The organism is Streptomyces sp. A0592 (assembly GCF_004795115.1).
Classification (GTDB): Bacteria; Actinomycetota; Actinomycetes; order Streptomycetales; family Streptomycetaceae; genus Streptomyces; species Streptomyces erythrochromogenes.
In genome coordinates, this window is record NZ_SSBM01000003.1 from 362,309 (window position 1) to 388,526 (window position 26,218).

At 73.3% G+C, this 26,218-nt stretch carries 25 protein-coding genes and 1 tRNA gene; 11 read left to right on the top strand and 15 right to left on the bottom strand.

The genetic code is table 11. The features are described from left to right. Positions 1-16 precede the first annotated feature (16 nt). Positions 17-253, bottom strand: coding sequence for a DUF3263 domain-containing protein (locus tag E6U81_RS07045; protein WP_030031449.1), 237 nt, complete (start codon positions 251-253; stop codon positions 17-19). 67 nt (positions 254-320) lie between these two features. Then, the gene (locus tag E6U81_RS07050; protein ID WP_240803689.1) at positions 321-1,619 is read right to left on the bottom strand and encodes an extracellular solute-binding protein; all 1,299 of its coding nucleotides are present in this window, start codon (positions 1,617-1,619) and stop codon (positions 321-323) included. A gap of 176 nt (positions 1,620-1,795) precedes the next feature. Here E6U81_RS07050 and E6U81_RS07055 point away from each other — a divergent pair, with 176 nt between their 5' ends. The 3 genes from E6U81_RS07055 to E6U81_RS07065 all read left to right on the top strand — a co-directional run bounded on the left by E6U81_RS07055 (position 1,796) and on the right by E6U81_RS07065 (position 4,909). Beyond that, on the top strand, positions 1,796-2,728 hold the full coding sequence (locus E6U81_RS07055) for an ROK family protein (RefSeq protein ID WP_136229328.1): 933 nt from the start codon (positions 1,796-1,798) through the stop codon (positions 2,726-2,728). Further along, positions 2,728-3,891: an N-acetylglucosamine-6-phosphate deacetylase gene (nagA, locus tag E6U81_RS07060; protein WP_136229201.1), complete on the top strand. Its 1,164-nt coding sequence runs from the start codon at positions 2,728-2,730 to the stop codon at positions 3,889-3,891. Before E6U81_RS07055 ends, nagA begins: the two co-directional genes overlap by 1 nt. 100 nt (positions 3,892-3,991) lie before the next feature. After that, positions 3,992-4,909, top strand: coding sequence for a 1-phosphofructokinase family hexose kinase (locus E6U81_RS07065; protein WP_136229202.1), 918 nt, complete (start codon positions 3,992-3,994; stop codon positions 4,907-4,909). 177 nt (positions 4,910-5,086) lie between these two features. Here E6U81_RS07065 and E6U81_RS07070 read toward each other — a convergent pair whose 3' ends face one another. Continuing rightward, positions 5,087-6,118, bottom strand: coding sequence for a CBM35 domain-containing protein (locus E6U81_RS07070; RefSeq protein ID WP_136229203.1), 1,032 nt, complete (start codon positions 6,116-6,118; stop codon positions 5,087-5,089). 68 nt (positions 6,119-6,186) lie between these two features. After that, positions 6,187-7,917, bottom strand: a complete 1,731-nt coding sequence (gene cdgB, locus E6U81_RS07075; protein ID WP_136229204.1) for a diguanylate cyclase CdgB — start codon at positions 7,915-7,917, stop codon at positions 6,187-6,189. Between the two features lie 303 nt (positions 7,918-8,220). On the opposite strand from cdgB, the gene E6U81_RS07080 reads away from it, so the two are divergent. Further along, a complete protein-coding gene (locus E6U81_RS07080) occupies positions 8,221-8,787 on the top strand; it encodes a flavin reductase family protein (RefSeq protein ID WP_168714574.1) in 567 nt (188 codons plus the stop codon). Between the two features lie 60 nt (positions 8,788-8,847). On the opposite strand, the gene arfB is transcribed toward E6U81_RS07080, so the two are convergent. After that, the gene (gene arfB, locus E6U81_RS07085; RefSeq protein WP_136229205.1) at positions 8,848-9,273 is read right to left on the bottom strand and encodes an alternative ribosome rescue aminoacyl-tRNA hydrolase ArfB; all 426 of its coding nucleotides are present in this window, start codon (positions 9,271-9,273) and stop codon (positions 8,848-8,850) included. 157 nt (positions 9,274-9,430) lie between these two features. Between arfB and E6U81_RS07090 the strand changes: the two genes are divergently transcribed. Next, entirely contained in the window at positions 9,431-10,006 is a 576-nt protein-coding gene (locus tag E6U81_RS07090; RefSeq protein WP_136229206.1) for a TerD family protein, read from the top strand. 91 nt (positions 10,007-10,097) lie between these two features. Then, a complete protein-coding gene (locus E6U81_RS07095) occupies positions 10,098-10,622 on the top strand; it encodes a GNAT family N-acetyltransferase (protein WP_136229207.1) in 525 nt (174 codons plus the stop codon). A gap of 42 nt (positions 10,623-10,664) precedes the next feature. Here E6U81_RS07095 and E6U81_RS07100 read toward each other — a convergent pair whose 3' ends face one another. Continuing rightward, positions 10,665-12,077: a M1 family metallopeptidase gene (locus E6U81_RS07100; protein WP_136229208.1), complete on the bottom strand. Its 1,413-nt coding sequence runs from the start codon at positions 12,075-12,077 to the stop codon at positions 10,665-10,667. A 32-nt stretch (positions 12,078-12,109) separates the two neighbouring features. Continuing rightward, the gene (locus E6U81_RS07105) at positions 12,110-12,667 is read right to left on the bottom strand and encodes a heme-binding protein (protein ID WP_136229209.1); all 558 of its coding nucleotides are present in this window, start codon (positions 12,665-12,667) and stop codon (positions 12,110-12,112) included. Positions 12,668-13,767: 1,100 nt separating this feature from the next. On the opposite strand from E6U81_RS07105, the gene E6U81_RS07110 reads away from it, so the two are divergent. From E6U81_RS07110 to E6U81_RS07120, 3 genes are all read left to right on the top strand, one after another. Beyond that, positions 13,768-14,931, top strand: coding sequence for a sensor histidine kinase (locus E6U81_RS07110; protein WP_136229210.1), 1,164 nt, complete (start codon positions 13,768-13,770; stop codon positions 14,929-14,931). After that, positions 14,928-15,551, top strand: a complete 624-nt coding sequence (locus tag E6U81_RS07115) for a response regulator transcription factor (protein WP_030854716.1) — start codon at positions 14,928-14,930, stop codon at positions 15,549-15,551. The genes E6U81_RS07110 and E6U81_RS07115 overlap by 4 nt, the downstream gene beginning before the upstream one ends. Positions 15,552-15,617: 66 nt before the next feature. Next, positions 15,618-16,121 (top strand): hypothetical protein, encoded by a 504-nt coding sequence (locus E6U81_RS07120; protein ID WP_136229211.1) that lies wholly within the window; start codon positions 15,618-15,620, stop codon positions 16,119-16,121. A gap of 33 nt (positions 16,122-16,154) precedes the next feature. Here the strand turns inward: E6U81_RS07120 and E6U81_RS07125 are convergent, their stop codons facing one another. Then, on the bottom strand, positions 16,155-17,165 hold the full coding sequence (locus tag E6U81_RS07125) for a glycosyl hydrolase (protein ID WP_136229212.1): 1,011 nt from the start codon (positions 17,163-17,165) through the stop codon (positions 16,155-16,157). A gap of 255 nt (positions 17,166-17,420) precedes the next feature. After that, positions 17,421-18,095: a pentapeptide repeat-containing protein gene (locus E6U81_RS07130; RefSeq protein ID WP_136229213.1), complete on the bottom strand. Its 675-nt coding sequence runs from the start codon at positions 18,093-18,095 to the stop codon at positions 17,421-17,423. 138 nt (positions 18,096-18,233) lie between these two features. Between E6U81_RS07130 and E6U81_RS07135 the strand changes: the two genes are divergently transcribed. Further along, positions 18,234-19,226, top strand: coding sequence for a zinc-binding dehydrogenase (locus E6U81_RS07135; protein WP_136229330.1), 993 nt, complete (start codon positions 18,234-18,236; stop codon positions 19,224-19,226). 21 nt (positions 19,227-19,247) lie between these two features. Here E6U81_RS07135 and E6U81_RS07140 read toward each other — a convergent pair whose 3' ends face one another. The 3 genes from E6U81_RS07140 to E6U81_RS07150 form a co-directional block, all read right to left on the bottom strand. Further along, positions 19,248-19,451: a hypothetical protein gene (locus tag E6U81_RS07140; RefSeq protein ID WP_136229214.1), complete on the bottom strand. Its 204-nt coding sequence runs from the start codon at positions 19,449-19,451 to the stop codon at positions 19,248-19,250. A gap of 110 nt (positions 19,452-19,561) precedes the next feature. Then, positions 19,562-20,035 carry a GNAT family N-acetyltransferase gene (locus E6U81_RS07145; protein WP_136229215.1) on the bottom strand — a complete coding sequence of 158 codons (474 nt, stop codon included), beginning with the start codon at positions 20,033-20,035 and terminating at the stop codon, positions 19,562-19,564. Between the two features lie 19 nt (positions 20,036-20,054). Then, positions 20,055-20,945, bottom strand: coding sequence for an aminoglycoside phosphotransferase family protein (locus tag E6U81_RS07150; RefSeq protein ID WP_136229216.1), 891 nt, complete (start codon positions 20,943-20,945; stop codon positions 20,055-20,057). 1,263 nt (positions 20,946-22,208) lie between these two features. Here E6U81_RS07150 and E6U81_RS07155 point away from each other — a divergent pair. After that, on the top strand, positions 22,209-23,603 hold the full coding sequence (locus E6U81_RS07155; protein WP_136229217.1) for an FAD-dependent oxidoreductase: 1,395 nt from the start codon (positions 22,209-22,211) through the stop codon (positions 23,601-23,603). Positions 23,604-23,683: 80 nt separating this feature from the next. Here the strand turns inward: E6U81_RS07155 and E6U81_RS07160 are convergent, their stop codons facing one another. The 3 genes from E6U81_RS07160 to E6U81_RS07170 all read right to left on the bottom strand — a co-directional run bounded on the left by E6U81_RS07160 (position 23,684) and on the right by E6U81_RS07170 (position 26,158). After that, positions 23,684-25,036 carry a DUF11 domain-containing protein gene (locus E6U81_RS07160; protein WP_136229218.1) on the bottom strand — a complete coding sequence of 451 codons (1,353 nt, stop codon included), beginning with the start codon at positions 25,034-25,036 and terminating at the stop codon, positions 23,684-23,686. 292 nt (positions 25,037-25,328) lie between these two features. Continuing rightward, positions 25,329-25,403: transfer RNA gene (locus E6U81_RS07165), tRNA-Thr, on the bottom strand. A gap of 74 nt (positions 25,404-25,477) precedes the next feature. Continuing rightward, positions 25,478-26,158 (bottom strand): hypothetical protein, encoded by a 681-nt coding sequence (locus tag E6U81_RS07170; RefSeq protein WP_136229219.1) that lies wholly within the window; start codon positions 26,156-26,158, stop codon positions 25,478-25,480. Positions 26,159-26,218: the final 60 nt, after the last annotated feature.

The window sequence follows — 26,218 nt, forward strand, 5'->3', positions numbered from 1 at the left end:
GGGTCGACGGCTACGGCTATCGCCGGGCTCGCTGGGCCTCGCGGATCCTGCGCAGGCGGTTGACGGTGCCCGGGGCGTGGGCCAGCGCCCGCGGGTCGTCCATGAGGGCGTTGAGCAGCTGGTAGTAGCGGACGGGGGTCATCCCCAGTCCTTCCCGTATGGCCCGTTCCTTGGCTCCGGGCCCCGGCCAGGTGCGTCCCTCGTACGCGAGCACCGCGGCCTCCGTGGCCGTCAGCTGCCCCTCGTCCGTCATACCGCCAGATTAACGCCGCCGTCCGACAGCCGGCGGCGTCCCCCGGCTCGGCCCGGGTCGGCCTTGGTCAGCCCTTGTCCGCCGCGCGCGCCGCGGTGGCGATCTCCTCCAGCACCTTGGTGGGCTGTCCGCCGGGCTGGACGGTCGTGCCGATCCTCTGCTTGATGTCCTCGCTGACGCCCGCCCAGGACTTCTTGCCGACCGGGTAGAGCCGCGAGCTGGGCAGCGCCGCCAGGAAGGGCTTCAGCTGGGCGGCGGAGCCGTTGGTGGCGGCCTGCTTGGCCTGGAAGCCGCTGGTGGTGGCGGGCAGCAGGTCGTACTTCTCGGTGAAGGCCGTCACGTTCTTGGGCTGGTACAGGTAGTCCAGGAACTTGCCGGACTGCTCGCGGTGGCCGTTCTTGAAGGCCATCACCCAGTCCGCGACGCCCATCGCCGGCTGCGGGGAGCCGTCGGAGGTCGGCAGCGGCACCATGCCGAACTTCACGCCCTTGGCCTCGGCCTGCTTCATCAGCGTCGGGTGGCCGTTGAGCATGCCGACCTCGCCCTTGGTGAAGGCCTCGAAGGCGGCCTGGCGGTCCAGCTTGCCGGGCTCGACGGGCCCGACGAGCTGCTGCCCGACCATCTTGTCCCGCAGGAACTCCAGCGACTTGACGTTGTCGGCGGAGTCGATGGAGTAGCCCTCTTCGTTGTCGGTGTAGCCGCCACCGCCCGCGAGCATCCACATCATCGTCTCGGCCTGCGCCTCCTCGCGGCCCAGCGGCAGCGCGAAGGGCACGGGCACGCCCGCGCCCTTGAGCTTCTTCGCCGCGGCCTCCAGGTCGGCCCAGCTCTTGGGCTGCCAGCCCTTGCCGTCCTTGCCGATCACGCCCGCGTCGGCCAGCAGCTTCTCGTTGTAGAAGAGCAGCCGGGTGCTGGAGACGAAGGGCATGCCGTACTGGGTCTGCTTGACCTTCCCGGCGTCCGCGAGCGGGGCGAGGAAGTCGGCCTCGGTCTTCACCGAGAGCAGCTCGGCCGTGGAGTACAGCTTGTCGGCGGCGGCGTAGTCGGCGTAGGCGCCGATCTGCGCGATGTCGGGGGCCTTGCCGGCCTTGACCATCTCGGCGACCTTGGCGTCGACCTCGGACCACGAGTAGACGCTGACCTCGACCTTGACGTCGGGGTGGTCCTTCTGGAAGCCCTCCGCGAGGCCCTTCCAGTAGCCCGCCGAGGAGTTCTGCGGATTGTCCCCGTAGTCGGCCGCCACGACCCGCAGGGTCACCTCGTTGTCTCCGGTGAGTCCGCCGACGGCTCCGCAGCCCGTCAGCGTCACGGCGGTCAGGCACAGCGCGGCGCCGGACGCGGCCAGGCTCTGGTAACGGCCCTTCACAGGTATCGATCCACCCCTTGTTGTACGTACGATCCACGTAAGGTCTACACCACTTTGGCGGCTCGTCCACATCAGGCCCCCCACCAGGGCGCCCGATTTGTATGGCCACTCAACAATCCCCCTCAATGGACTAGACCTTTCCCCGCCGAGCACGCGAGACTGTCTCTGTGAAACCCGTGAAACACGTCATCGCCCTCGATGTGGGCGGCACCGGGATGAAGGCCGCCCTCGTCGCCGACGACGGCTCCCTGCTGCACGAAGCGCGCCGCGCCACCGGCCGCGAGCGGGGCCCCGACGCCGTCGTCGAGACGATCCAGGACTTCGCCGCCGAGCTCCTCGCCACCGGCCGGGAACGCTTCGGACGGGCCGCCTCGGCCGCCGGCGTCGCCGTCCCGGGCATCGTCGACGCCGACAACGGGATCGCCGTCTATGCGGCGAACCTCGGATGGCGCGACGTACCGCTGCGCGCGCTGCTCACCGGGCGTCTCGGCGGCATCCCCGTGGCCCTCGGCCACGACGTGCGCACGGGCGGGCTCGCCGAAGGCCGCATCGGCGCCGGCCGGGGCGCCGACCGCTTCCTCTTCGTCCCGCTCGGCACCGGCATCGCCGGCGCCATCGGCATCGCCGGCCGCATCGAGGCCGGCGCCCACGGGTACGCGGGCGAGATCGGGCACATCGTGGTCCGCCCCGGCGGCCCCGACTGCGGCTGCGGCCAGCGCGGCTGCCTGGAGACCCTCGCCTCCGCCGCCGCCGTCAGCCGCGCCTGGGCGGCCGCCTCCGGCGACCCCGGGGCCGACGCCGCCGACTGCGCCAAGGCTGTGGCATCCGGTGACGCGCGCGCCCGCGATGTCTGGCTGGCCGCCGTCGGAGCCCTCGCCGACGGACTGGTCACCGCCATCACCCTGCTGGACCCGCGCACGCTGATCATCGGTGGCGGGCTCGCCGAGGCGGGGGAAACCTTGTTCACACCACTACGGAAGGCCGTGGAGGAGCGCGTGACGTTCCAGCGGCTCCCCCACATCGTGCCGGCGGCCCTCGGGGACACCGCCGGCTGCCTGGGCGCAGGGCTGCTCGCCTGGGACCTACTCGCCACGGAGGTACCGGCCTGATGTCCGGAAGCGCACACAGCACTGTTCTCTCCGGCGCCAGGGTGGTGCTGCCCACCGGGACCGTGGCGGGCGGCCGTGTCATCGTCGACGGCGACCGCATCGCCGGCAGCGCCCGCGAGGGCGCCGAGATCGTCGACCTGACCGGGCACTGGATCGTGCCCGGCTTCGTCGACATGCACAACCACGGCGGCGGCGGCGCCTCGTTCACCTCCGGCACCGCCGAGGACGTGCTCCAGGGCGTGCGCACCCACCGCGCGCACGGCACCACCACCCTGGTCGCCTCCACCGTCACCGGGGACCTCGACGAACTCGCCCGGCGGGCCGGGCTGCTGGCCGAGCTGACGCAAGCGGGCGAGATCGCCGGCATCCACTTCGAGGGGCCGTTCATCAACGCCTGCCGCAAGGGCGCCCACAAGGAGGACCTGCTCCGCGACCCCGATCCGGCCGAGGTCCGCAAGCTCATCGACGCGGCCCACGGCGCCGCCCGCATGTTCACCCTGGCCACCGAACTGCCGGGGGGCCTGGACTCCGTACGGCTGCTGGCCGAGCACGGCGTCATCGCCGCGATCGGCCACACCGACGCCAGCTACGAGCAGACGCGCGCCGCCATCGACGCGGGCGCGACCGTCGCCACCCACCTCTTCAACGCGATGCCCGCGCTCGCGCACCGCGAACCCGGCCCGATCGCCGCCCTCCTGGAGGACGAGCGGATCACCGTCGAGCTCATCAACGACGGCACCCACCTGCACCCCGCCGCCCTCGAACTGGCCTTCCACCACGCGGGCGCACACCGCGTGGCACTGATCACCGACGCCATGGACGCGGCCGGCTTCGGCGACGGGACCTACCACCTCGGCCCGCTGGAGGTCGAGGTCAAGGCCGGTGTGGCGCGCCTCGTCGAGGGCGGTTCCATCGCCGGCTCGACGCTCACCCTGGACACCGCCTTCAAGCGCTCGGTGACCCTCGACAAGCTGCCGGTGGAGTCCGTGGTCCAGGCGATCTCCGCCAACCCGGCCAAGCTGATCGGCCTGTACGACGAGATCGGCTCGCTGGAGCCCGGCAAGTACGCGGACCTCGTCGTCCTGGACGCCGCCTTCGACCTCAAGGGCGTGATGCGGCGCGGCGAATGGATCGTCAGCCCGGCTCTCCGAGGGCCTTCCTGACGGCCAAGCGGCTGGACAGGACGAGGCGGTCGGCCCGTGGGACTGGGCCGACCGCCTCGTGTTTGGCATGATCCCGGCAGCAACAGACCCGGGGGTGCCCATGATCCTGACCGTGACGCTCAACACCGCACTCGACGTCACGTACCGCGTGCCGCGGCTGCTTCCGCACGCCTCGCACCGGGTCACCGCCGTGACCGAACGGCCCGGCGGCAAGGGGCTCAACGTCGCCCGCGTCCTGGCCGCCCTCGGCCACAAGGTCACGGCGACGGGCTTCGCCGGCGGCCCGGTCGGCTCCGTCGTCCGCAGCGCGCTGGCCACCTCCCCCGGGGTGGTGGACGCCCTGCTCCCCTGCGAGGGCGCCTCGCGCCGCACCCTGGCCGTGGTCGACGAAGCCTCCGGCGACACCACGCAGTTCAACGAACCGGGCCCGCTGATCACGCCCGCGGAGTGGTCGCGGTTCCTCACGCACTACGAGGAGCTCGTGGCCGGGGTACGGGCGGTCGCCCTCTGCGGCAGCCTCCCGCCGGGCGTGCCGGTGGGCGCGTACGCGGTGCTCGTGCGGACGGCCCGCGCGGCCGGGGTCCCCGTCCTCCTGGACACCAGCGGCGAGGCCCTGCGCCGCGGGGTCGCCGCCCGCCCCGAGATCATCAAGCCGAACGCCGCCGAACTGGCCGAGCTCACCGGATCCCGCGACCCGCTCCCCGCCAGCCGCGACGCCCGCCGCCGCGGCGCGCACGCGGTGGTCACCTCGCTGGGCCCGGCCGGCCTGCTGGCCGCCACCGCGCAGGGCACCTGGCAGGCGGCCCCGCCGCGCCCGCTGTCCGGCAACCCCACCGGAGCCGGCGACTCCGTCGTCGCCGGCCTGCTGTCCGCCCTGGCGGAGGGACTGGACTGGCCGGACCGCCTCACCCGCGCGGTGGCCCTCTCGGCGGCCACGGTCCTGTCCCCGGTGGCGGGAGAGTTCGACCCCCGCACCTACGAGGAGGTACGGGGGTCGGTGAAGGTACTGCCCGCCTAGTGCTGTGGCCGGGCAGGTTTGCCGGGTCGCGGTGTCCGGTGCGGTGGATCGCAAGGCGGAGGGCCACGGCCCGTACCGGACGTACTCGCGTGGTCCGACAACGCGGCCAGGTGCCGTGCCGGGCGCCGCGACACGGTGAACCCTTCCGGTCACAGCACTAGCCGGCGGGGGGCCTGGTCAGCCCTGTTCCAGCCAGAGCTGGTCCAGGACCACGTCGCACTGGTTGCCCGCCTCGCACGAGATCTTGATCGTGTTGGCGCCCTGCTTGAGGTCCACCAGCGAGTAGGTGTTCGTCCAGCCCTTGGCCCAGTCGCCCGGGGCGGCCTTGGAGAAGTTCGCCATGTTGACCGGCCGGGTCTGCGCCTCGCCGTTGATGGTGAGCGTGGTGCTGGCGTCCTTGCCCGGCACCCCGTAGGTCATCTTCAGCTTGTACTTGCCCGTCTTCGGCACGTCCACCGACCACGTGGCCGCCGCGCCGATCGCGTTCAGGCCGGTCACGTACTGGCCGTTCTCGCTCTTCGCCCCCGAGAGGCTGCTCTGCAGGTTCGCGCCGCCCGTCAGGGACATGCCGCTGCCGCCGAAGTCGGCCTTCGGCAGCGGGGCCTGCGAGGGCTTCGTGCTCGGGGTCGGGCTCGCCGGGTCCTTCGGGGCCTGCGACTGCTGGCCCCCGTTCGCGGTGTCGTTGCCCTTGTCCTCGGACTTGTCCTTGTCGCCGAAGGCGAGGGCGGCGCCGATGCCGATCACGACCGCGCCGACCACCGCGACCGCCGCGATCAGCAGGCCGCGCCGGCTGGAACCGCCGCCTCCGTGGCCGCCGTGGCCTCCGTGGCCGCCGGGCTGCCCCATCGTCTGGGTCTGGTGCTGCGCGGGCTGGGGCTGCTGCGGAACGCCGTAGCCGCCCGCCTGGAGCGCCTCGGGGGCCTGGTACTGGGCCTGGTAGCCGGGGCTCTGCTGCTGCGGGACAGGGCCGCGCTGGCCGCCGTTCCTGCGGTCGCCGACCGTACGCACCTGGTGGTGCGAGGTACGGGGGACACCGGGCTGTGCACCGGGGTGACCGCCGACCGACGCGCCGGGGTAGCCGTACCCGCCGCCCGACGCGGGCGGGGTGGCTCCGGCCGCCTGGCCGTCCTCGTAGAGGTAGCCGAACGGATCGTCGTCCTCGGGCTTGCTCGCCCCACCGTGCGGACCGTTGTTCGCGGGCGTCGTCATCGCAGGTCACTCCTTTCGACCCCCGGGAGCCTACCCCGAACAGGTGCGCCCACGGGTGACGGACCGCCTCAGCCCGCCCGGCGGTGCGCCTTGGAGCGGGACCGCTTCTCGATGTACATCCGCTGGTCGGCGGAGCGCAGCACCTCGTCCGCGGACATGCCGCAGCTGGCCCACCCGATGCCGAAACTCGCGCCGACACGCACCGCACGGCCGTCCACGCGGATCGGCGGGATGATCGCGTTGCGCAGCCGGACGGCGAGGTCCGCGGCGTCCGCGGCACCGAGGCCGTCGGCAAGAACGACGAATTCGTCACCACCCAGCCGGGCGACGGTGTCACCGTCCCTGACGCCCGTCGTCAGCCGCCGGGCGACCTCGATCAGGACCGCGTCACCCGTGTGGTGCCCGAACCGGTCGTTGATCGACTTGAAGCCGTCGAGGTCGCAGAAGAGCACCGCGAGCCCCTTCGTCCCGTCGTCGACATCGGTCGCGGGTGCCACCGTGTGCACGTGGTGGTCGTACGGTCCGTCGGTCGGGGCGGTCGGCGCCCCGGGGAAGTCGAAGGGATCGGACGCGGTGTACCGGTCGGGACCGTCGGGCTGAAACCCGTGCTCACCCGCACCACCCGCCTCCACCCGCACCTCGTGTCCGTCGTGCCCGCCGTGCACCTCGCGCCCCTCGTAGGCCGCGTCCAGGGCCTCGATCGCGCTGGCCCGCGCGGACTGTGGCCTGCGGCACAGCCGCGCGCCGAGCCGGGCCCGCAGCTCGGCGCTGTTGGGGAGCCCGGTCAGGGAGTCGTGGCTGGCCCGGTGGGCGAGCTGGAGTTCGTGGCGCTTGCGCTCCTCGATGTCCTCGACGTGCGTGAGCAGGAAGCGCGGCCCGTCTGCGGCGTCCGCCACGACGGAGTTGCGCAGCGAGACCCATACGTACGTGCCGTCCCGGCGGCCCAGGCGCAGCTCGGCGCGGCCGCCCTCGGCGGAGGTGCGCAGCAGGGTGCCGATGTCCTCGGGGTGGACCAGGTCGGAGAAGGAGTAGCGGCGCAGTACGGAGGCGGGGCGGCCGAGCAGCCGGCACAGCGCGTCATTGGTGCGCAGCAGCCGGCCGTGCTGGTCGCCGCCCATCTCGGCGATGGCCATGCCGCTGGGCGCGTACTCGAAGGCCTGGCGGAACGACTCTTCACTGGCGCGGAGCGCCTGCTGCTCGCGTTCCAGCCGGACGAGGGCGCGCTGCATGTTCGCGCGGAGCCTGGCATTGCTGATCGCAATCGCCGCCTGGAAGGCGTACATCTGGAGCGCTTCGCGGCCCCAGGCGCCGGGCCGGCGGCCGTTGCGCGGTCTGTCCACCGAAATGACACCCAGAAGTTCCCCGCCGGACGCGTACATGGGTGCGTAGAGCCGGTCCTCGGGATGCCACTCGTCCTCGAAGCGCGGATCGGGGCCGTCGGTGTGCCACTGGGGGACGTCGTCCTCCAGCAGGACCCAGCCCTCCGTGTGCGGGATGAAGCGGAGCCCGTCCCAGCACTCACCCATCGTCAGACGGCGCTCCCAGGAGGCGCGGGAGCCCACGCGACCGGTGATGAGGGCTTCCGCGGCGGGGTCGCCCGCGAAGGCGGCGACGACGAGATCCCCGTCGGGGCGAACGAGGTTGACACAGGCGAGCTCATAGCCGAGGCCCACGACGATGCCGTCCACGACGGTCTGCAGAGTGTCCGCCAGGCTCCGGGCCGTGTTGAGATCGGCCACCACCCGGTGGAGCTGCCGCAGGGTCGCAAGACGGACGTACGGCTCCGACTCGGTCTCCATTGCTCGCTCTCCCCGAGACCTCGACAGCAACTCCAGGTTTGTCATCGGCGTTTCGTTGCGGTGTCCCGTCCACTGAATCACAGTGAGCTGTGCGGCAGGTACACAGGGTCAACAAATCTTGCCCTCTGTGACTCAAGTCACATGAGATGAATAACGGTACGCGCTGGGACGGTTCGGACTGGGAGCGCTCCCCCGACCTTCTCGTGAGCAAACGATACGCCCGGGCCTAGGCCGAGGGGCGGGGGCACGACTCGGACCAGGGCCCGATGTGCCCTACGGGAGGGCGAGATTAGCGTTCCAAGGGTGCTGAAGACGACCCCCGTACCCGCCCCGCCCGACACGAACCCCCATGCTGAGGGAGTGAGCAATGACGAGTTCCGCGCCGCGATGTCCCGGCTGGCCGCGGGCGTGTGCCTGATCACCGCGCACGAGGCCCCGCTGACGGCCGGCGGGCCGCGCGGCGAGGACGTCGGCATGACGGCGACCGCCTTCATGTCCGTGTCCCTCGACCCGCCCCTGGTCCTGGTGAGCCTGCGCGAGGGATCCCGCATGGACGACCTCCTCGCGGAGCAGCCGCTGTGGGCGGTCTCCGTCCTCGCCGACCACCAGCTCCAGATCGCGGGCCGCTTCGCGATGAAGGGCCGCATCAGCGACCGGCTGCTCTTCGCCGACCTCCCCTACGCACGCGGCGAGGCCTCCGGCGCGCCCCTGCTGAGCGGCGCCCTCGCCACCCTGGAGTGCCGTACGGAGAACCGCGTCGAGGCGGGCGACCACACCCTGGTGATCGGCCGGGTCCTGACGGCCGCCCTGCCGTCCCCGGACTCCCCGCCGCTGACGTACTTCCGCGGGCGCTACCGGCACCTGGGCTGATCCCGCGGACCGCGCCCGGACCGTGCCCCCGCCGCGGAGCGGGCCGTGCCCCCGGCGCGGCTACCAGTCCCGGCCGGTCCGGCCCCGCTTGGTCTCGGCCCGCGCCTTCTTCTCCCGCAGCCGCCGCTCGTTGATCCCGCGCGGGATCTTCGTCGCCCGGCGCTGCTTGGGCGGCGGCGCCGTCGCCTCGGCCAGCAGCGAGGCCAGCCGGACCAGCGCCATCTCCCGGTTGCGCAGCTGCGAGCGGTGCTCGGAGGCCCGTACGGTCACCACCCCGCCCACCAGCCGGCCCGCGAGGCGCTCCAGCGCCCGCTCCTTCCAGACCTCGGGCAGCGCTCTGGTCGCCGCCAGGTCGAACAGCAGCTCCACGCGCGAGTCGGAGGTGTTCACGTGCTGCCCGCCGGGCCCGGAGGACCGCGAGAAACGCCAGGAGAGCTCCCCCTCGGGGAGCGCGACCGAACCGCGGATGACATAGGGACCAGGCATGCCCCCTATGATCCGTGCCCGCCCGGCCCGCGTCACCCGCATTTGTCGTCATCCGGAATTCAGGACGGGAACCCGACCGGCCTCTCGTCGCGTTATAGAGGTCAGCGGTACCTTGACCGCCTGTACGTGCATGTTGGATGAGGAAAGGGACATTCCCATGGCTGTCAGCCTGTCCAAGGGCGGCAACGTCTCGCTCACGAAGGAGGCCCCGGGCCTCGCTGCCGTCACGGTCGGTCTCGGCTGGGACGTCCGTACGACCACCGGTGTCGACTTCGACCTCGACGCCTCCGCCATCGCCGTCAACCCGACGGGCAAGGTCGTCTCCGACGGCCACTTCGTCTTCTTCAACAACAAGTCCACCCCGGACCAGACCATCGTCCACACCGGTGACAACCGCACCGGCGAGGGCGCGGGCGACGACGAGGCCATCAACGTGAACCTCGCCGGCCTGCCCGCCGACGTGGACAAGATCGTCTTCCCGGTCTCCATCTACGACGCCGAGAGCCGCAGCCAGAACTTCGGCCAGGTCCGCAACGCCTACATCCGCGTCGTGAACCAGGCCGGCGGCGCCGAGATCGCCCGCTACGACCTCTCCGAGGACGCGGCGACCGAGACCGCCATGGTCTTCGGCGAGCTCTACCGCAACGGCGCCGAGTGGAAGTTCCGCGCGGTCGGCCAGGGCTACGCCTCGGGCCTCACCGGCATCGCCCAGGACTTCGGCGTCAACGTCTGAGTCCGCACGGTCCGTCCGACGTGACGGACACCAGCGCGGGCGAAGCCCCCTCCCGGCCGTCCGGGGAGGGGGCTTCGCTACCGTTCCACAGGTGATCCTCCAACCCCTGGTCCCCGTGGACGGCGCCCTCCCCGGCCCGGTCCTGACCGAGATCGCCGCCCTCTACTCGACCAACCACGCGTTCTTCGAACTCAGCGGCGACTTCCCCGATCCGAACCGCATCACGGTCGAACAGGTCGCGGCCTCTCTCGCCGACGAACTCGCCCACGACAGCGCGGAGATCCTCCTCGCCCGCAGCGCCGGCCGCCTCGTCGGCCTCGCCGCCACCCTGGACCGCAACCCGGCCGCCGCCCCCGGGGACGACGACCCGTGGATCGGGCTGCTCCTCATCGACGCCACCGCGCACCGCGAGGGCTACGGCCGCGCCGTGGCCACCCTCGTCGAGGACCGCTTCCGCGACGCCGGACGCACCGGCGTGCAGATCGCCGTACTGGACAACAACCCCAGGGGCCTGGCCTTCTGGCAGTCCCAGGGGTACTCCCCCGTGCGCCGCGCCAAGGACCGCGAACTGGGCCGCGACTGCACGGTGCTGCGCAAGCCCCTCGACGCGGCGTAGGACGGACGGCGGCAAAGGCACGGCGGCAAAGGGACCGCGGTCCTACTTCGGGCGGTCCTTCCCGTAGAGCCAGACGTCCCAGACCTGCTTCAGGTCATGGCCCGTCTTCTGCTCCGCGTAGGCGGTGAAGTCGGCCGTACTCGCGTTGCCGTACCGGTGGTCGGCCGCCCAGTCGCGCACCAGGGCGAAGAACTTCCCGTCGCCGACCTCCTGCCGGATCTTGTGCAGGACCATCGCGCCGCGCTGGTAGACCGGGCTCGCGGAGATGTCCTCCGGCCCGGGCGGGTCGGCCGGCGGGAAGGCGTCCCAGCCGGAGTCGGCCGCCGCGTCGACCTCCGTGTCACCGGCCAGGAGGGCGTCGAAGTGCGCCTGCGCCGTGGGCCCGCCGTGGTCCTCGTCCCACAGCCACTCGGCGTAGGTCGCGAAGCCCTCGTTGAGCCACATGTCCTTCCAGGTCTTCGGCGACACCGAGTTGCCGAACCACTGGTGGGCCAGTTCGTGCAGCACCAGCGCCTCGTCCTCGGGCGCACCCGGGTACACCGGCTTGGTCTGCGTCTCCAGCGCATAGGCGAGGGTCCCGGCCGGCAGCACGACCGCACCCGCCGTACCGAAGGGGTAGGGGCCGAACCGGCCGCTGCCCCACTCGACCATCTCCGGCAGCCGCGCCAGCGACCGCTCGCTCGCGGCCGCCTCCTCGGGCGACACCGCGTTGTAGACCGACACCCCCGAGGGCGTCTTCCCGGTCGTCACCTTGTACGGGCCGACGACGGCGGTGGCCAGATAGCTGGCCATCGGCTCCGGGCTGTGCCACGCGAACCGCGTGCGCCCGCCGGCGACTTCGGTGCGGGAGCTCAACTCCCCGTTCGACACGGCCTCGTAGCCGTGCGGGACGGTGATCGTGATGTCGTACGCGGCCTTGTCGCTCGGGTGGTGGTTGCCGGGGAACCAGGTCATCGAGCCGACGGGCTCCCCGACGCCGACGGCACCGTCCTCGCCGGTGATCCAGCCCTCCCTGGAGCCGTCCGCGTCCGTGAGGGCCTTCGGCCTGCCGCTGTAGGCGACCTCCGTGCGGAAGACCCGGCCCTTCTTCAGGTCGTCGGCCGGGCGCACGGTCAGCTCGTTGCCGGTCCGGTTGAACCGGGCTCCCTCACCGTCGACGTCCACGCTCTCGACGCGCAGGCCGCTCAGGTCGAGGTTGAAGGAACTGAGCCCCTGTTGGGCCCGCGCGGTGATGACGGCCTTGCCGTGCAGCACCCCGTCCGAGGGGTCGTAGTCCAGGTCCAGCCCGTAGTGCTCGACCTGGTAGCCGCCGTTGCCGGCCTTGGGGAAGTACGGATCGCGCAGCCCCGACGCACCCGGCCGCCCCTGCACCGGGCCCCCCGTGCACGCCGTGGTGACGGCGAGCAGGGTGGCGACGGCAGGAGCGGCGAGGCGGGGCAGTGCGCGGTGGTCCACACACTCGATCCTAAGCGGGCAAAGCGCGCGATTTACTTGCCCAGCGCGTCCACGCCGGCCTTGGCGAACTTCTCGTCCAGGTCGCCGCTCGGGGCGCCGGCCACACCGATGCCGGCGACGGGGGCGCCGTTCGCCTGGACCGGGGTCCCGCCACCGAGGAAGAGGGTGCCGGGGATGTCCTTCAGGTTCGGGGTCTGGGCCAGACGGCCCGCGAGCACGGAGGTCGGGGCGTTCCAGGACACGGCGGTGTAGGCCTTGCGCTGCGCCGACTCGTAGGACTGCGGGCCCGCACCGTCGCCGCGCAGGGTGACGATGGTGTTGCCGTTGCGGTCCACCACCGCGACGGTCACCTTCTGGTTCTCCGCCGCGGCGGCCTTCAGGGCGGCCTGGGCGGCGCGGGTGGCGGCATCGACGGTCAGGTGGGTGGTCGTGGTGAAGTCCTTGCCGCTCGGGCCGTCCTTCTTCGCCGAGACGGCGGCGGCCTGGGCGGTGGCGGCGGGGCTCGCGCTGGCGCTCACGGCACCGAAGGCTCCGGCGCCCAGGGCGACGGCGAGGGCGGTACCGGTGAGAACGCGGGTGCGGGTCTTCATCTCTGCAGCTCCTGAGAACGGTGACATCGGTGACATCGGTGACGCGGTGAGGGCATCGGATCGGCCCGGGCCGGTCGGACCGGCTCCTTCACTGCTCCAAGCCTGTGCCCCGGACCCCCGCCACCCCGTCCCCGTACCGGCTCGCCCCGCCCACCGCACCGGCTGACGCGGGGGTCAACCGATCGGCCGATGCGCGTCGCCTCCGGCGCGGGAAACCATCAGCCTGACGGGGTGCCCTGCACGGCCCTGATCAGCCCCGCACAGAGACACCCGACCCCCGCCGGGGCGCGTCGGCCCCGGTCCCGGGCAGCCGAAGCCGTCCTGGCGCAGCCGGTCCGGTTCCGGCACAGGCCGGTGCGGTTCCGGCGGCGGCCGATGCGGTTCCGGCACAGGCCGGTGCGGTTCCGGCACAGGCCGGTGCGGTTCCGGCACAGGCCGGTGCGGTTCCGGCACAGGCCGGTGCGGTTCCGGCACAAGCCGGTGCGGTTCCGGCGGCGGCCGATGCGGTTCCGGCACAGGCCGGTGCGGTTCCAGCACAAGCCGGTGCGGTTCCAGCACAAGCCGGTGCGGTTCCAGCACAAGCCGGTGCGGTTCCAGCACAAGCCGGTGCGGTTCCAGCACAAGCCGGTGCGGTTCCAGCACAAGCCGGTGCGGTTCCAGCACAGGCCGGTGCGGTTCCGGCACAGGCCGGTGCGGTTCCGGCGGCGGCCGGTGCGGTTCCGGCGGCGGCCGATGCCGTCCCGGCGGCGGCCGATGCCGTCCCGGCGTAGCCGGAGTCGTCCCGGCGCGGGCCTGATCAGGCCCGCGCAGAGACACCCGGCCCGCGCCGGGAGGACGTCGGCGGCGGCCCGCGGGCGGCCGGCGGCAGCCCGGCGGCAGCCGGGGTCGTCCCGGCGCAGCCGGTGCCGTCCGGGGCGGCCGGTGGCGGGCCGGCGCGGGCCGGTGCCAGGCGGTCCCGACCGGGGAGCGGCCGGGGAGGCGCGGGGTCCGGGGCGGAGCCCCGGGAGCGGCGCCGCGCCTGCCGGCCCACAGCCCACGCGCCGCAGGCAACCGGCGCCGAAGCCCACAATGGACGCACGCCCCCGACCGAGGAGCACCGAGTGCCACCCGCCCCGCCGCGCGACGACACCCGCACGCTGGCGACCGTCGCCCACACCGCGTTCTTCCTGCTCCTCGGCGCCTCCGTGGCCCGCTTCCTGCTGCGCCACCCCGGCGAACCCCGCACCCCGTGGGTCATCGCCCTCAGCGTCACCCTGGCCCTGCTCTACGTACTCGGCCCCGCCCTCGGCGCCGCCCCCACCCGCCGCCGCCTCCTCTGGCTCGGCCTGGTCGTCACCACCTGGGTGGTCCTCGTCGTCCTCGCGCCCAGCTTCGCCTGGTGCGCCGTACCCCTCTTCTTCACCGCCCTGCGCACCCTCCCGCCGCGCGCCGCCATCGTCCTCGTGGCCCTCCTCACCGCCTTCGTCGTCACGGCCCAGCTCCAGCTGTCCAAGTCCTTCGACCCCAACCTGCTCCTGGCCCCGCCCGCCGTCGCCGCCCTCGCCACCGCCGTATTCGTCCACATGGAACGCCAGGCCCGGGCCCAGCGCGCGCTGATCGACGACCTGATCCGCACCCGCCGCGAGCTGGCCGCCACCGAACGCCGCGAAGGCACCCTCGCCGAACGCCAGCGGCTGTCCATGGAGATCCACGACACCCTCGCCCAGAACCTGTCCAGCCAGCAGATGCTGCTCCAGGCCGCGGACCGGACCTGGGACGCCGACCCCGCCACCGCCCGCGCGCACGTCCGTACCGCCACCGGCATCGCCGCACACGGCCTCGCCGAAGCCCGCCGGCTGGTCCACGACCTGGCCCCCTCCGAACTCGCCGACGGCGCCGGCCTCGCCGAAGCCCTGCGCGCCCTCGACGCCGGACCCGACATCGAGGTCCGCTTCCACCTCGAAGGCGCCCCCGCCCCGCTCCCGGCCCGGGTCCAGTCGGCCCTGCTGCGCATAGCCCAGGGCGCCCTCGCCAACGTCCGGGAGCACTCCGGCGCCCGTACGGCCGCCCTCACCCTGAGCTTCCTCGGCGACCAGGTCGTGCTCGACATCGCCGACGACGGCCACGGCTTCACCGAACCCCGCACCGACGCCGACCGGCGCGGACACGGCCTCCCCGCGATGCGGGCCCGCGTCCGCCAGCTCGGCGGCACCCTGACCATCGAATCCACGCCGGGCGAGGGCACCGTCCTCTCCGCGGCCATCCCCCTGGAGCCCGCTCCATGACGACGATCCTGCTCTGCGACGACCACGTGGTGGTCCGCGCCGGCCTGCTGGCCCTCCTCGGCAGCGAGCCCGACATCGAGGTCCTCGGCGAGGCCGGCAGCGGCGAGGAGGCGGTCGCCCTGGCCGCCAAGCTCCACCCGGATGTGGTCCTCATGGACCTCCAGCTCGGCGAGGGCATCGACGGCGTCGAGGCCACCCGCCGCATCACCGCGCTCCCGCAGCCCCCGCACGTCCTGGTCCTCACCACCTACGACACGGACGCGGACATCACCCGGGCCATCGGCGCGGGCGCCACCGGCTACCTCCTGAAGGCCGAACGCCCCGAGGAGCTCTTCGCCGCCATCCACTCCGCCGCCCAGGGCCGCACCACCCTCTCCGCGCCGGTCGCCAGCCGCGTCATGGCCCACATGCGCGGCGGCCGCCCCACCCTGACCGACCGCGAACTGGACATCCTCGGGCAGCTGGCCCGCGGCCTCGGCAACCGCGACATCGCCCGCGCCCTGTTCATCAGCGAGGCCACGGTCAAGACCCACCTGGGGCGCATCTACGACAAGCTCGGCGTCGACACCCGCGCGGGCGCCGTGTCGGTCGCGAAGGAACAGCGACTCCTCCCCTCCTGACGACCGGGGCGGGGACCCGCACGACCGGGGTGGGGAGCGCCGCGTACCCGTGACACCATCGGGTACGTGCTCGACATCGGCTACTCCCTCTCCCGGCGCTTCCCCGACCCCCCGCAGACCGACTACCGCTCGGCGGACGTCCACACGCTGCGCCACGACCTGTTCTGCGGGGACGTGTACCTCGCCGACACCAACTCGGACCGGGAAGTATCCACAGCCTGGGGATGGGTGCCCGTGCTGGACTTCGCCTGGGCGCTGTGCGACATCGTCGAGCAGCTCGACCAGGACCCGCGCGGCAGCCGCTCCGCCAACCGCCAGTACGCCGAGCTCGACTTCACCGAGTCCACGGACCGCATGCTCTTCGAGCGCCGCTTCGGCTGGGTCGACGTCGAGGCCGACTGGATGCCGGCCGAGGAGGCCCCGCTGACCTTCAGCCACCGGCTGCTGCGCCGCGAGGCCCGCGACTTCCTGCACGACCTGCTCGCGGACCTGATCGACATGCACGACGGCCTCGGCGACAACCCGGCCGTCTGGACCCTCCAGGCCCGCTTCCCGCGCGTCCCGGCGTAGCCGGAGCGGTCCTCGGTCAGAGCGGACGTCCGGTCAGAGCGGTCCTCCGCCGGACAGGAACTCCCGGAACACCTGCGCGGAGCGCGGGTTCTGCGCGCACTGCCACACGCCGTGCGGGCAGTAGTCGGTGATGCTGTGGTAGAGCGGCTCGTGCTCGGCGAACCAGGCCAGCATGCCCCGCACGTACTCGGGATTGTCGCCGCGGCGGAACAGGCCCCATTCGGGGTACGAGATCCGCTTGCCGTGCGCCTTCGCGAAGTCGACCTGCTGCTGGAGCCCGTACGGCTGGGTGACCTGCTCGTCGAAGGTACGGCCGGGCTCCTGGTCGTAGGAGTCCATGCCGACGACGTCGACCACGTCGTCACCCGGATAGCAGCGCGTCCAGGCGATCGCGTCACCCCCGCGGTTGGGGGCGTAGTCGAACCGGAACCGCTGCCCCTGCACGGACCGCATGGCGGCCACGACGCGCCGCCAGTACGTCTTCCAGTTCTCGGGGTCGGGACTGCAGCGGTGGGCGTAGTCGAAGCCGTTCATCTCCCAGCCGAGGACGATCACCGTGTCCGGCACCCCGAGGTCGACCAGCCGCCCCGCCAGCCGCCGGAAGTGGTGGTCGTTCGCACCCCGGGCGCCGGCGCGGATCAGCTCCGCGACCCGGGCGTCGGGGACGCCGGCCTCGTTGCGCTCCTGCATGGGCACGTTCAGGACGAACAGCCGGTCGGCCCTCTCCTTGCGCCACCGCGCCCAGGTGCGCAGGGAATCCGGGGCCCCCTCGATGTTCGCCCAGGTGTCGCCGGGGAGGTACGTGTGCCCGGCGCGCAGCTCGGTACCGCCGAGCCAGCGCGAGAGCTCCGCCATCCGCTCGACGCCGGGCGAGCCGTAGTGCAGGTAGGCGCCCACGGCCGTCCCGGCGGCGCCCTCGCCGCCCCCGGCGCCCTGCCGCGCCGGCCGCGGCCCGGGGCCGCCGACCGCGAGGAGCAGGGCGACGGCGACCGTACTGGCACCGACTCCGACCAGCCATCGGATCCGGCGGCTCCGGTGGGACATGACACCTCCACAGGCCTCGTGCACCGGTGTGTCTGCCAGCACGTTAGGCACCGGCCCCGACTCCCCGCCCGCCCGGACACCGCCCGCTCGGCCATTCGCCCCAACCCCACCGGCCGCAACGACCCCACCGGCCCCGCGGGCCCCGCCCCGCAATGGGGCACCTCCCTGCGGCAGCCGACGGCGTGCGAGGCGCGGCGCGGGGTCCCGGGGACAGCGGCCCGCTCCGGCGCAGTACCCGCGCCACCGGCGGCCCCGCTACGGCACCACCCGTACCCCCAGCTGGGAAGCAAGCGCCGGGGCCAGGTCGAACAGCTGCGCCGGGCTGATCACCGCACCGGCCAGCGCGTCCACCCCCCGCGCGATCTCCAGTACGGCGGCTTCCCGCAGATCCACGTCCGCCATCCGGACCCCGCTGAAGTCCACCCCGCGCAGCGCGCAGTCCCGGAACTCCACCCGCTCCAGCACCGCGCCCCCGAAGTCCGGCTCCACCAGCACGCACCCCTCGAAGACCACGTCCCGCAGCCGCGCCTTCCGCAGGTTCAGGTAGTCGATCTTGCCTCCCCGGACCACCACCCGTTCCAGCCCGGCCCCGTGCAGCTGCACCCCGCCCAGGCGGGCGTCCACCAGCTCCACGTCCCGCAGCGAGGCCCCCGACAGGTCGGTCCCCACCCCGCGGACCCCGTCCAGCACCGAATCCAGGATCCGCGCCTTCGCCAGCCCCGCCTCGTCCAGCGCGCAACGCCGCACCGCGCAGTCCATGAACCGGGCCCCGACCCCCTCCTGCCCCGCCAGGTCCAGGTCCGCGAACTCCAGCCCGTCGTAGTCCCCGTCCGGCTCCAGCTCGCGCCCGTCCCAGGGCGCCAGCTCCGGCAGCCGCAGCTCCGGCCTGCGCGCCGCCTTCACCGACTGCTGCCGCTCGTTTCGCACCATGCCCCCATCGTGACCGACCGCACCGACAACGGCCCGCGCCCTTGACCTCAACCGAACTCGAGGTCGCAGCCTGGGTCCATGCCCACCGACACGGACACCACCACGCACGCCACCTCACACGCCACCGCACACGCCACCATGAACGCGGTCCGCCTCCACGCCTTCGGCCCCGCCGAGAACCTCACCCACGAACGCACCGCCCTCCCCGTCCCCGCCCCCGGCCAGGTCCGCATCGCCGTCGCCGCCGCCGGCGTGCACCTCCTCGACACCAGCCTCCGCCAAGGCATCCAGGGACCGCCCGCCCCACTCCCCGAGCTCCCGACCGTCCCCGGCCGCGAGGTCGCCGGCACCGTCGACGCCCTCGGCCCCGGCACCGACCCCGCATGGCTCGGCCGCGACGTCGTCGTCCACCTCGGCTTCGCCCCCGGCGGCTACGCCGAGTACGCGGTCGCCGACGCGGCCCGGCTGCACCCCGTACCCGACGGCCTCGACGCCGCCCGGGCCGTCGCCATGATCGGCACCGGCCGCACCACCCTCGGGATCCTCCAGTTCGCCGACCTCGGACCCGGCTCCGTCGCCCTCGTCCCGGCCGCCGCCGGCGGCATCGGCACCCTGCTCGTCCAGTACGCGAAGAACGCCGGCGCCACCGTCGTCGCCCTCGCCGGCGGAGCCGCCAAGACCGCCATGGCCGCCGCGAACGGCGCCGACCTCGCCCTCGACTACACCGACCCCGCCTGGCCCGAAGCCGTCCGCACCCGCCACCCCGACGGCGCCACCGTCCTCTTCGACTCCGTCGGCGGACCGACCGCCCGCGCCGCGCTCGGCCTGCTCGCCCCCGGCGCCCTGCACCTCGTCTTCGGCTGGTCCGGCGGCCCCCTCGACCTCACCGACGCCGAACGCGCCGACCTCACCGCCCGCGGCATCACCACCCGGGGCGTACTGGGCCCCGCCATGCTCCAGCGGGCCGGCGGCGAAGACCCCCTGCGCCTCCTGGAGACCCGCGCCCTCGCCGAAGCCGCCGCCGGCCGCCTTCGCCCCGCCCTGACCCGCTACCCCCTCGCCCGAGCCGCCGAAGCCCACCGCGACCTCGAAACCCGCGCCACCACGGGCAAGGTCGTCCTCGAACCCTGAAGCCGACGGGGCGATGCACGGTCATCGGGTCGTCCACCACGCGGTGAGTCCGGAACAGCCCACCGCGACCAGCACGCTCATCAAACGCACGGGCGCCTTCTGCATCACCAGGTGGAACCCTCCCGCGCGGAGTTCCAGAAACGGTTTCTGCGACTTGATCTCGGACACGGCACGCTCCGGAAGGTCAGCCAGCCAGCGGGACGATTCCTTGCCGATCGGCGGCATGCACACCCGCCTCAACCACACTGCACAGTAAGCCAGTTGTGACTATCCGAAGATAGCCCGTACGGGCTATACGCAAAAGGGCAACGACGCCGTAGCAAGGTCGCCCCGTCCTACGCCCGGCCGAGCGCGGCCAGTGCTCCGTCCGCCAGCCGGTACACCGACCACTCCTCCTGCGGCCGCGCGCCCAGGGCCTCGTAGAAGGCGATGGTCGGTGCGTTCCACTTCAGCACCGACCACTCCAGCCGCTCGTAGCCGCGCTCGACGCACGTACGCGCCAGCTCCGCCAGCAGCGCCTTGCCGTGACCGCCCCCGCGCACGCCCGGCCGTACGTACAGGTCCTCCAGGTAGATGCCGTGCACACCGCGCCAGGTGGAGAAGGACAGGAACCACACCGAGAAGCCGACCGCCTCCCCCTCCTCCGTCTCCGCGATGTGCGCGAACACCGCAGGGCGCTCCCCGAACAGCGCCTCCCGCAACTGCTCTTCGGTGGCCCGCGCCTCGTGCGGCACCTTCTCGTACTCCGCGAGCTCACGGATCATCGCGTGGATGACGGGGACATCGGCGACTTCGGCGTTACGGATCATGCCCGCAGCCTAGGGCGGATCACCGGCCCAGCAGCAGCCGCGCGACCGCCAACTGCTCGTCGTCCAGCCGCTCTTCGCCGTCCTCCACGTCCCACAGGCAGTTCTGCAGCACCCGGCCCAGCGTCCAGGCCCGCGCCCGCTCCCGGTCGAGCCCGGCCGCCTCCGTCAGCAGGTCGAACCGCCACCGCACGTCCTCCGCACGGAAGTTGTTGATGATCGCCGGCATCAGGTCGAAGCCGGGATCGCCGGCCAGCGGCTTCGGGTCGATCGCCAGCCAGGGCTCGCGGCCGCCCGCGAGCACGTTCTCGTAATGCAGGTCCCAGTGCAGCAGCCGGTCCCCGGGCTCGCCCGCCACCTCCGCGACCGCGGCCGCGCAGTCCCGCAGCAGCCGCCGGTCCCGCTCGTCGACCAGCCGCGCCAGCGCCTGCGGCACCTCCTCCAGCATCCCCGCGGCCATGTCCCCGAGCCCGCGCAGCCCCGGCGGAGCGGGCACCGCCGTCAGCCGCGCCAGCAACTCCCCGATCACCCGCACCGCCTGGCGCGCGTCCCGCCGCGCGAGGTCCGCCAGGTCGCGCCCCGCGTCCAGCCGCTCCAGCAGCAGCGTGCCGGTGTCCGCGTCGTGGTCCAGCAGCCGTACACAGCCGTCCCCGTCCCAGGCGCGCAGCGCGACCGGCTCCCCCACGGACTCCTCGTCCAGCGCCACCAGCTTCAGCACGGCCCCGCTGCCGTCGGCCCGCTCCACCGGCAGCACCAGGGCCGTCACGCCGTGCATCACCGGCCCGGTGCGCCGCAGCCCCCACCGCTCAAGGAACTCCGCCGCCCGCGCGGGCAACGCGGCGATGAACTCCCGCCCGGCATCGCCGTTGAACCCGACCTGCGCCTCGACCAGCCCGTCCGGGATCTCAACCATGGCCCGACGCTACCCCCCTGCGGGGCGCTCGGCGGAGTGACGGGCCTGCTCCGGCGCGACCGGGCCGACCCGGTCGGGGTACGGGGCCGCCGGGCCCCTGCGGGATGCTCGGCGAGGTGGGGGGCTTGTTTCGGCGCGGCGGGATCGGTCCGGTCGGGGTACGGGGCCGCCGGGCCCCTGCGGGATGCTCGGCGGGGTGGGGGCTTGCTCCGGCGCGACCGGGCCGACCTGGTCGGGGTACGGGGCCGCCGGGCCCCTGCGGGGTGCTCGGCGGGGTGGGGGCTTGCTCCGGCGCGACCGGGCCGACCTGGTCGGGGTACGGGGCCGCCGGGCCCCTGCGGGGTGCTCGGCGGGGTGGGGGCCTGCTCCGGCGCGACCGGGCCGACCTGGTCGGGGTACGGGGCCGCCGGGGCCCCTCGGCGGGGTGGGGGGCTTGTTTCGGCGCGACCGGGCCGACCCGTCGGGGTACGGGGACGCCACCGCGGTGTCCCCTCGACCCCTCCCCTGCGGGGTGCTCGGCGGGGTGGGGGGCTTGTTTCGGCGCGGCGGGATCGGTTCGGTCGGGGTGTGGGGCCGCCGCCGGGGTGTCTCCTCGGCTCGGCGCGTGCGGGGATGTCTCGGTTGTGGCCCGGGGGTTGCGCGCTCGTCCTGCGGGGACACCCCGCCACGTCCCCACCCCCCTCGGCTCCGGGGTACTTGCCGGAGCGCTGCCGTGGGGTGGGGACACGCAGGAGGGTCCCCGCAGGACGAGCGCGCAACCCAGGCCGAACGGCAGAACCGCGGCCGCCTGGCGCGAGCCGAGGAGATCCTCGTGCGGGGCACCGCCCCACCCCCCGACACCGCCAAGCCCCGCACGCGGCAGGGCCCGTCACACCGCGCAGCCCCCGGCACGGGAACCGCGCCTCACCACACCGCCGAGCCCCGCGCAGCGACCCCGCACGCGGCAGGGCCGTACATCACGCAGCCCCGGCACGGGCACCGCACCGCCCCACCCCCCGACACCGCCAAGCCCCGCACGCGGCAGGGGCCGTCACACCGCGCAGCCCCCGGCACGGGCACCGCGCCTCACCACACCGCCGAGCCCCGCGCAGCGACCCCGCACGCGGCAGGGCCGTACACCGCGCAGCCCCCGGCACGGGCACCGCACCCCACGACACCGCCGAGCCGCCCGCAGGGCAACCGGCATAGGGCAAACCTCCCGGCCCCGCCGCGCGACACCCCGTCCCTGGCACCCCGTGAGGGAAAGGGTGTAGCAACTCCCCCATGACGATCAACGGCGGCATCTCCTTCTGGTACGCGACCGACCACGGCACCACCCCGGCCACCCCGGCCAACCCACCCCGCACGCCCCTCACCGCCCACACCACGGCCGACGTCGTCATCGTCGGCGGCGGCTACACCGGCCTGTGGACCGCCTACTACCTGAAGCGGGCCGCCCCCGACCTGCGCGTCACCGTCCTGGAGCAGAAGTTCTGCGGCTACGGCGCCTCCGGCCGCAACGGCGGCTGGCTCTACAACGGCATCGCCGGCCGCGACCGCTACGCCGCCCTCCACGGCCGGCAGGCCGCCCGCCGCCTCCAGCAGGCCATGAACGAAACCGTCACCGAGGTCATCGACGTCGCCGCCGAGGAGGGCATCGACGCCGACATCCACCGCGGCGGCGTCCTCGAAGTCGCCCGCACCCCCGCCCAGCTCGGCCGCCTCAAGGAGTTCCACGCCGCCGAGCTCGCCTTCGGCGAGACCGACCGCGAGCTCCACGACGCGGCCGCCACCCGCACCCGCGTCGACATCGCCGACGCCGTCGGCTCCAGCTGGAGCCCGCACGGCGCCCGCATCCACCCCCTCAAGCTGGTCAGGGGCCTGGCCGGGGCCTGCGAACGCCTCGGCGTGGTGATCCACGAATCCACCCCGGTCACGGAGATCTCCGCGGGGAAGGCGGTCACCCCATACGGGACGGTCCGCGCCCCGTACGTCCTGCGCTGCACCGAGGGCTTCACCGCCGCGCTCAAGGGCCAGAAGCGGTCGTGGCTCCCGATGAACTCCTCGATGATCGCGACCGCCCCGCTCTCCGCCGAGACCTGGGCACGACTCGGCTGGTCGGGCCGGGAGGTCGTGGGCGACATGGCCCACGCCTACATGTACGCGCAGCGGACCGCCGACGACCGCATCGCGATCGGAGGCCGCGGGGTCCCGTACCGCTTCGGCTCGCGCACCGACAACGACGGCCGCACCCAGCCGGCCACCGTCGACTCCCTCCGCGCCCTCCTCTTCTCCTTCTTCCCGGTCCTCACCGGTACGGAGATCACCCATGCCTGGTCGGGGGTCCTCGGCGTGCCGCGCGACTGGTGCGCCACCGTCACCCTGGACCGCACCACGGGCGTGGGCTGGGCGGGCGGGTACGTCGGCTCGGGCGTCGCCACCGCCAACCTCGCCGGCCGCACCCTGCGCGACCTGGTCCTCGGCGAGTCCACCGAGCTGACCGCCCTGCCGTGGGTGAACCACCGCGTCCGCCGCTGGGAGCCGGAGCCCTTCCGCTGGCTCGGCGTACAGGCCCTCTACGCCGCCTACCGCGAGGCGGACCGCCGGGAGGCGGCCACCCACACCCCGACGACGGCCCCCCTGGCCCGCCTGGCCGACCGCATCTCGGGCCGCCACTGACCCCACGCGGACGGCAGCGGGCCCGGCACCTGTGACGCGTGCCGGGCCCGCTGCTCCACTGCCGGAAGGTGCCCGTCCCGCTAGGCGGCCCGGCCCTCGCGACCGGGCCTGCCGCCGTGCCCGGGCTGGTGACCGTGACCGTGCTCGTGCTCGTCGCAGTCCTTGTGGTCGTGCCTCTTCTTGACGTGGATCGTGACGGAGCAGGTGCGCGCCGACGAGCAGGAGCCGCCCGGGGCGGTGGGCGCGACGTAGTTCACCAGGGTGTGGTCGCCCCTGTCCGGGGTGTCGACCCACACCTGGTAGGTGACGGTCGCGGTGCCGCCGGGTGCCAGGGTGCCGGTCCAGGTCAGCGTGTTCCCGGCGAGGTTCGCGGAACCGCTGGTGGAGGTCAGCGAGCCGGGCACGAAGGTGGCGTCGTCCAGGACGTCGCTCAGGTCGTCGGTGAAGTCGCCGTTCGCGGCGACGGTGCCGGTGTTCGTGACGGTGAGCCGGTAGGTGATGGTGTTGCCCTCGTTCACCGGTCCCGTCGGCGATGCCGACTTCGCCACCGTGTAGGCGGGCACGACGCAGCTGCCGCTGTCCTGCGCGGAGGTGGCCCCGTAGAAGCCTCGGCCCGTCGCCTCGACGGTCGTCACCGGCAGCGGCGAGGTCGACGGCGTGGTGGGCAGACTGGTCAGCAGGTTGATGTCGCCGTTGGAGGCGAAGGCGTAGACGCTCCCCGCGGACTTGGCCGCACCGAAGGTCTGGGGGACCGTGCCGATCTGGACGATCGTGTTGTCGGGCCGGATCCGGAAGACCGGGGACGGGCCGGCCACGTCGGAGGTCCCGAAGGCCAGGACATCGCCGTCGTCCAGGGTGATGAAGTCGCCCGCCGAGACGACGCCGGCCGGGAAGGAGACGGGGAACAGCGTGGAGACGCCCGTGGCGGGGTCGATCAGGAAGATCTGGCTCGTATTGAACGAGCCGGCGATCAGCATTCCGTCCGCGCGGGCGGTCAGGCCGTTGACGGCCGGCGTCGATGTGACCGCCGCGAGCGGTCCCGAGATCGGCTGGCCGGCCGTCTCCGCACCGGTGACCGGGTTGATGGTGTAGAGCGTGGTCGCGCCGGCGGATCCGGGGAAGTCCACCCCGTACAGCGTCGATCCGTTGGGGCTGAACGCGATGTCGCCGTAGTCGCGGGCCAGCGGGACGTTGCTGAGCGTGTTGCCCGTCGTGTCGTACTGGATGAGCCGCTGGTCGTTCCCGCCGGTGTTCGCCCACAGCGGCGTCGGCGGGCACACCGCCCGCGCCTTCGACGCGCCGACTCCGGTCGCGGCCGACGCCGTCCCCGTCTGCGCCTGCGCGAGTCCCGCGGAGCCGGTGACAGCCAGGACGAGGCCGATCGCTGCTCCGGTGAGCACACGCCGCAGGCTGTTCTGCCCGTAACACGCCATGAAGGTTCCTCACTTCTCCCGTTCTTCCCGGGAAGAACGGATCGCGCCCGCAGCCGGCCGGGAACCCCGAGGGGCACCGGGCCGGCAGAACCAGTCGACGCAGAGTTCCCGAAGCGGAGCCCTCGGATCATGAAGGGCAGCGGGAGCCCCCCTTCCGGCCCATCACCACCACTCGAACAGGCTGGCGCACGAGGCCGCGGTCCCGATCCCGGTCCGGATCCGGCGACAGTCGCCGGCGCCCCCCGGGAACGAAAAACCCCAGGTCACGGGGCACGTGACCTGGGGTTCGCGGAGCCCCCTGTCGGATTCGAACCGACGACCTACGCATTACAAGTGCGTTGCTCTGGCCGGACTGAGCTAAGGAGGCACGACCCTCTCGCGCACACGGCGAGCGAAGCCGCCATCACTCTACACAGCGCGCGAATCCCCCTGCCATCACATTCATGGCCCCTCCACGGGGTACCCCGTCGCCGCCACCGCCCCCGTCACGACCCCCAGGTCCGCCTCCGGGTTCAGCGCCTTGACCACGTCACCCGTGAGGGGGCGCAGGGCGAACACGTGGCGGATCGCTTCGAGGTCCACGGACCGCTCGTAGTACTCCTCGGCGAAGTCGCGGTAGGCCTCCGGGGTGCCCGCCGCGAGTACCTCGAACAGGTCCCGGGCTCCGTCGCCGTAGCCGCCCGGGCTCTGGGGGATCTTCACCGGTCCCGTGTGCCAGGCCTCGTCCGCCGCCTCCCGCCAGAACACGACGGTGACGCGCGGGACGGGTCCGTCGCCGTCGTCGTCGCAGAACGCCGGCTCCGTCACGTACGGCCGGAACGCCTCGGGCACGGCGTCGACCAGGCCCGGCCAGACCTCGACGTCCTCGCCGCCCCACGGGCTCATCAGGGATTCGTGGGCGAAGCCGCGCGCGTAGGCGCCCGCCTCCGAGAAGACAATGGCGTAGTCGTCGCCGGAGCGGTTGTCCATCAGGGCGGCCTCCTCCGTCTCGGACCAGTCTGCGGCGTACGCGAAGAACTGCTCCCAGGGGTCCATCACCGTCTCCAGCACGGCCAGGGCCCGGCAGCGGTCCCGCAGGGCCGGGATGCCGGGGAGGACCGGGAGGATCTCGTACACGCTCATGGGCGCATCGAAGCAGGTCGCACCGACAATCCCACACGCCCGCGGTGCTGACAGACGCCG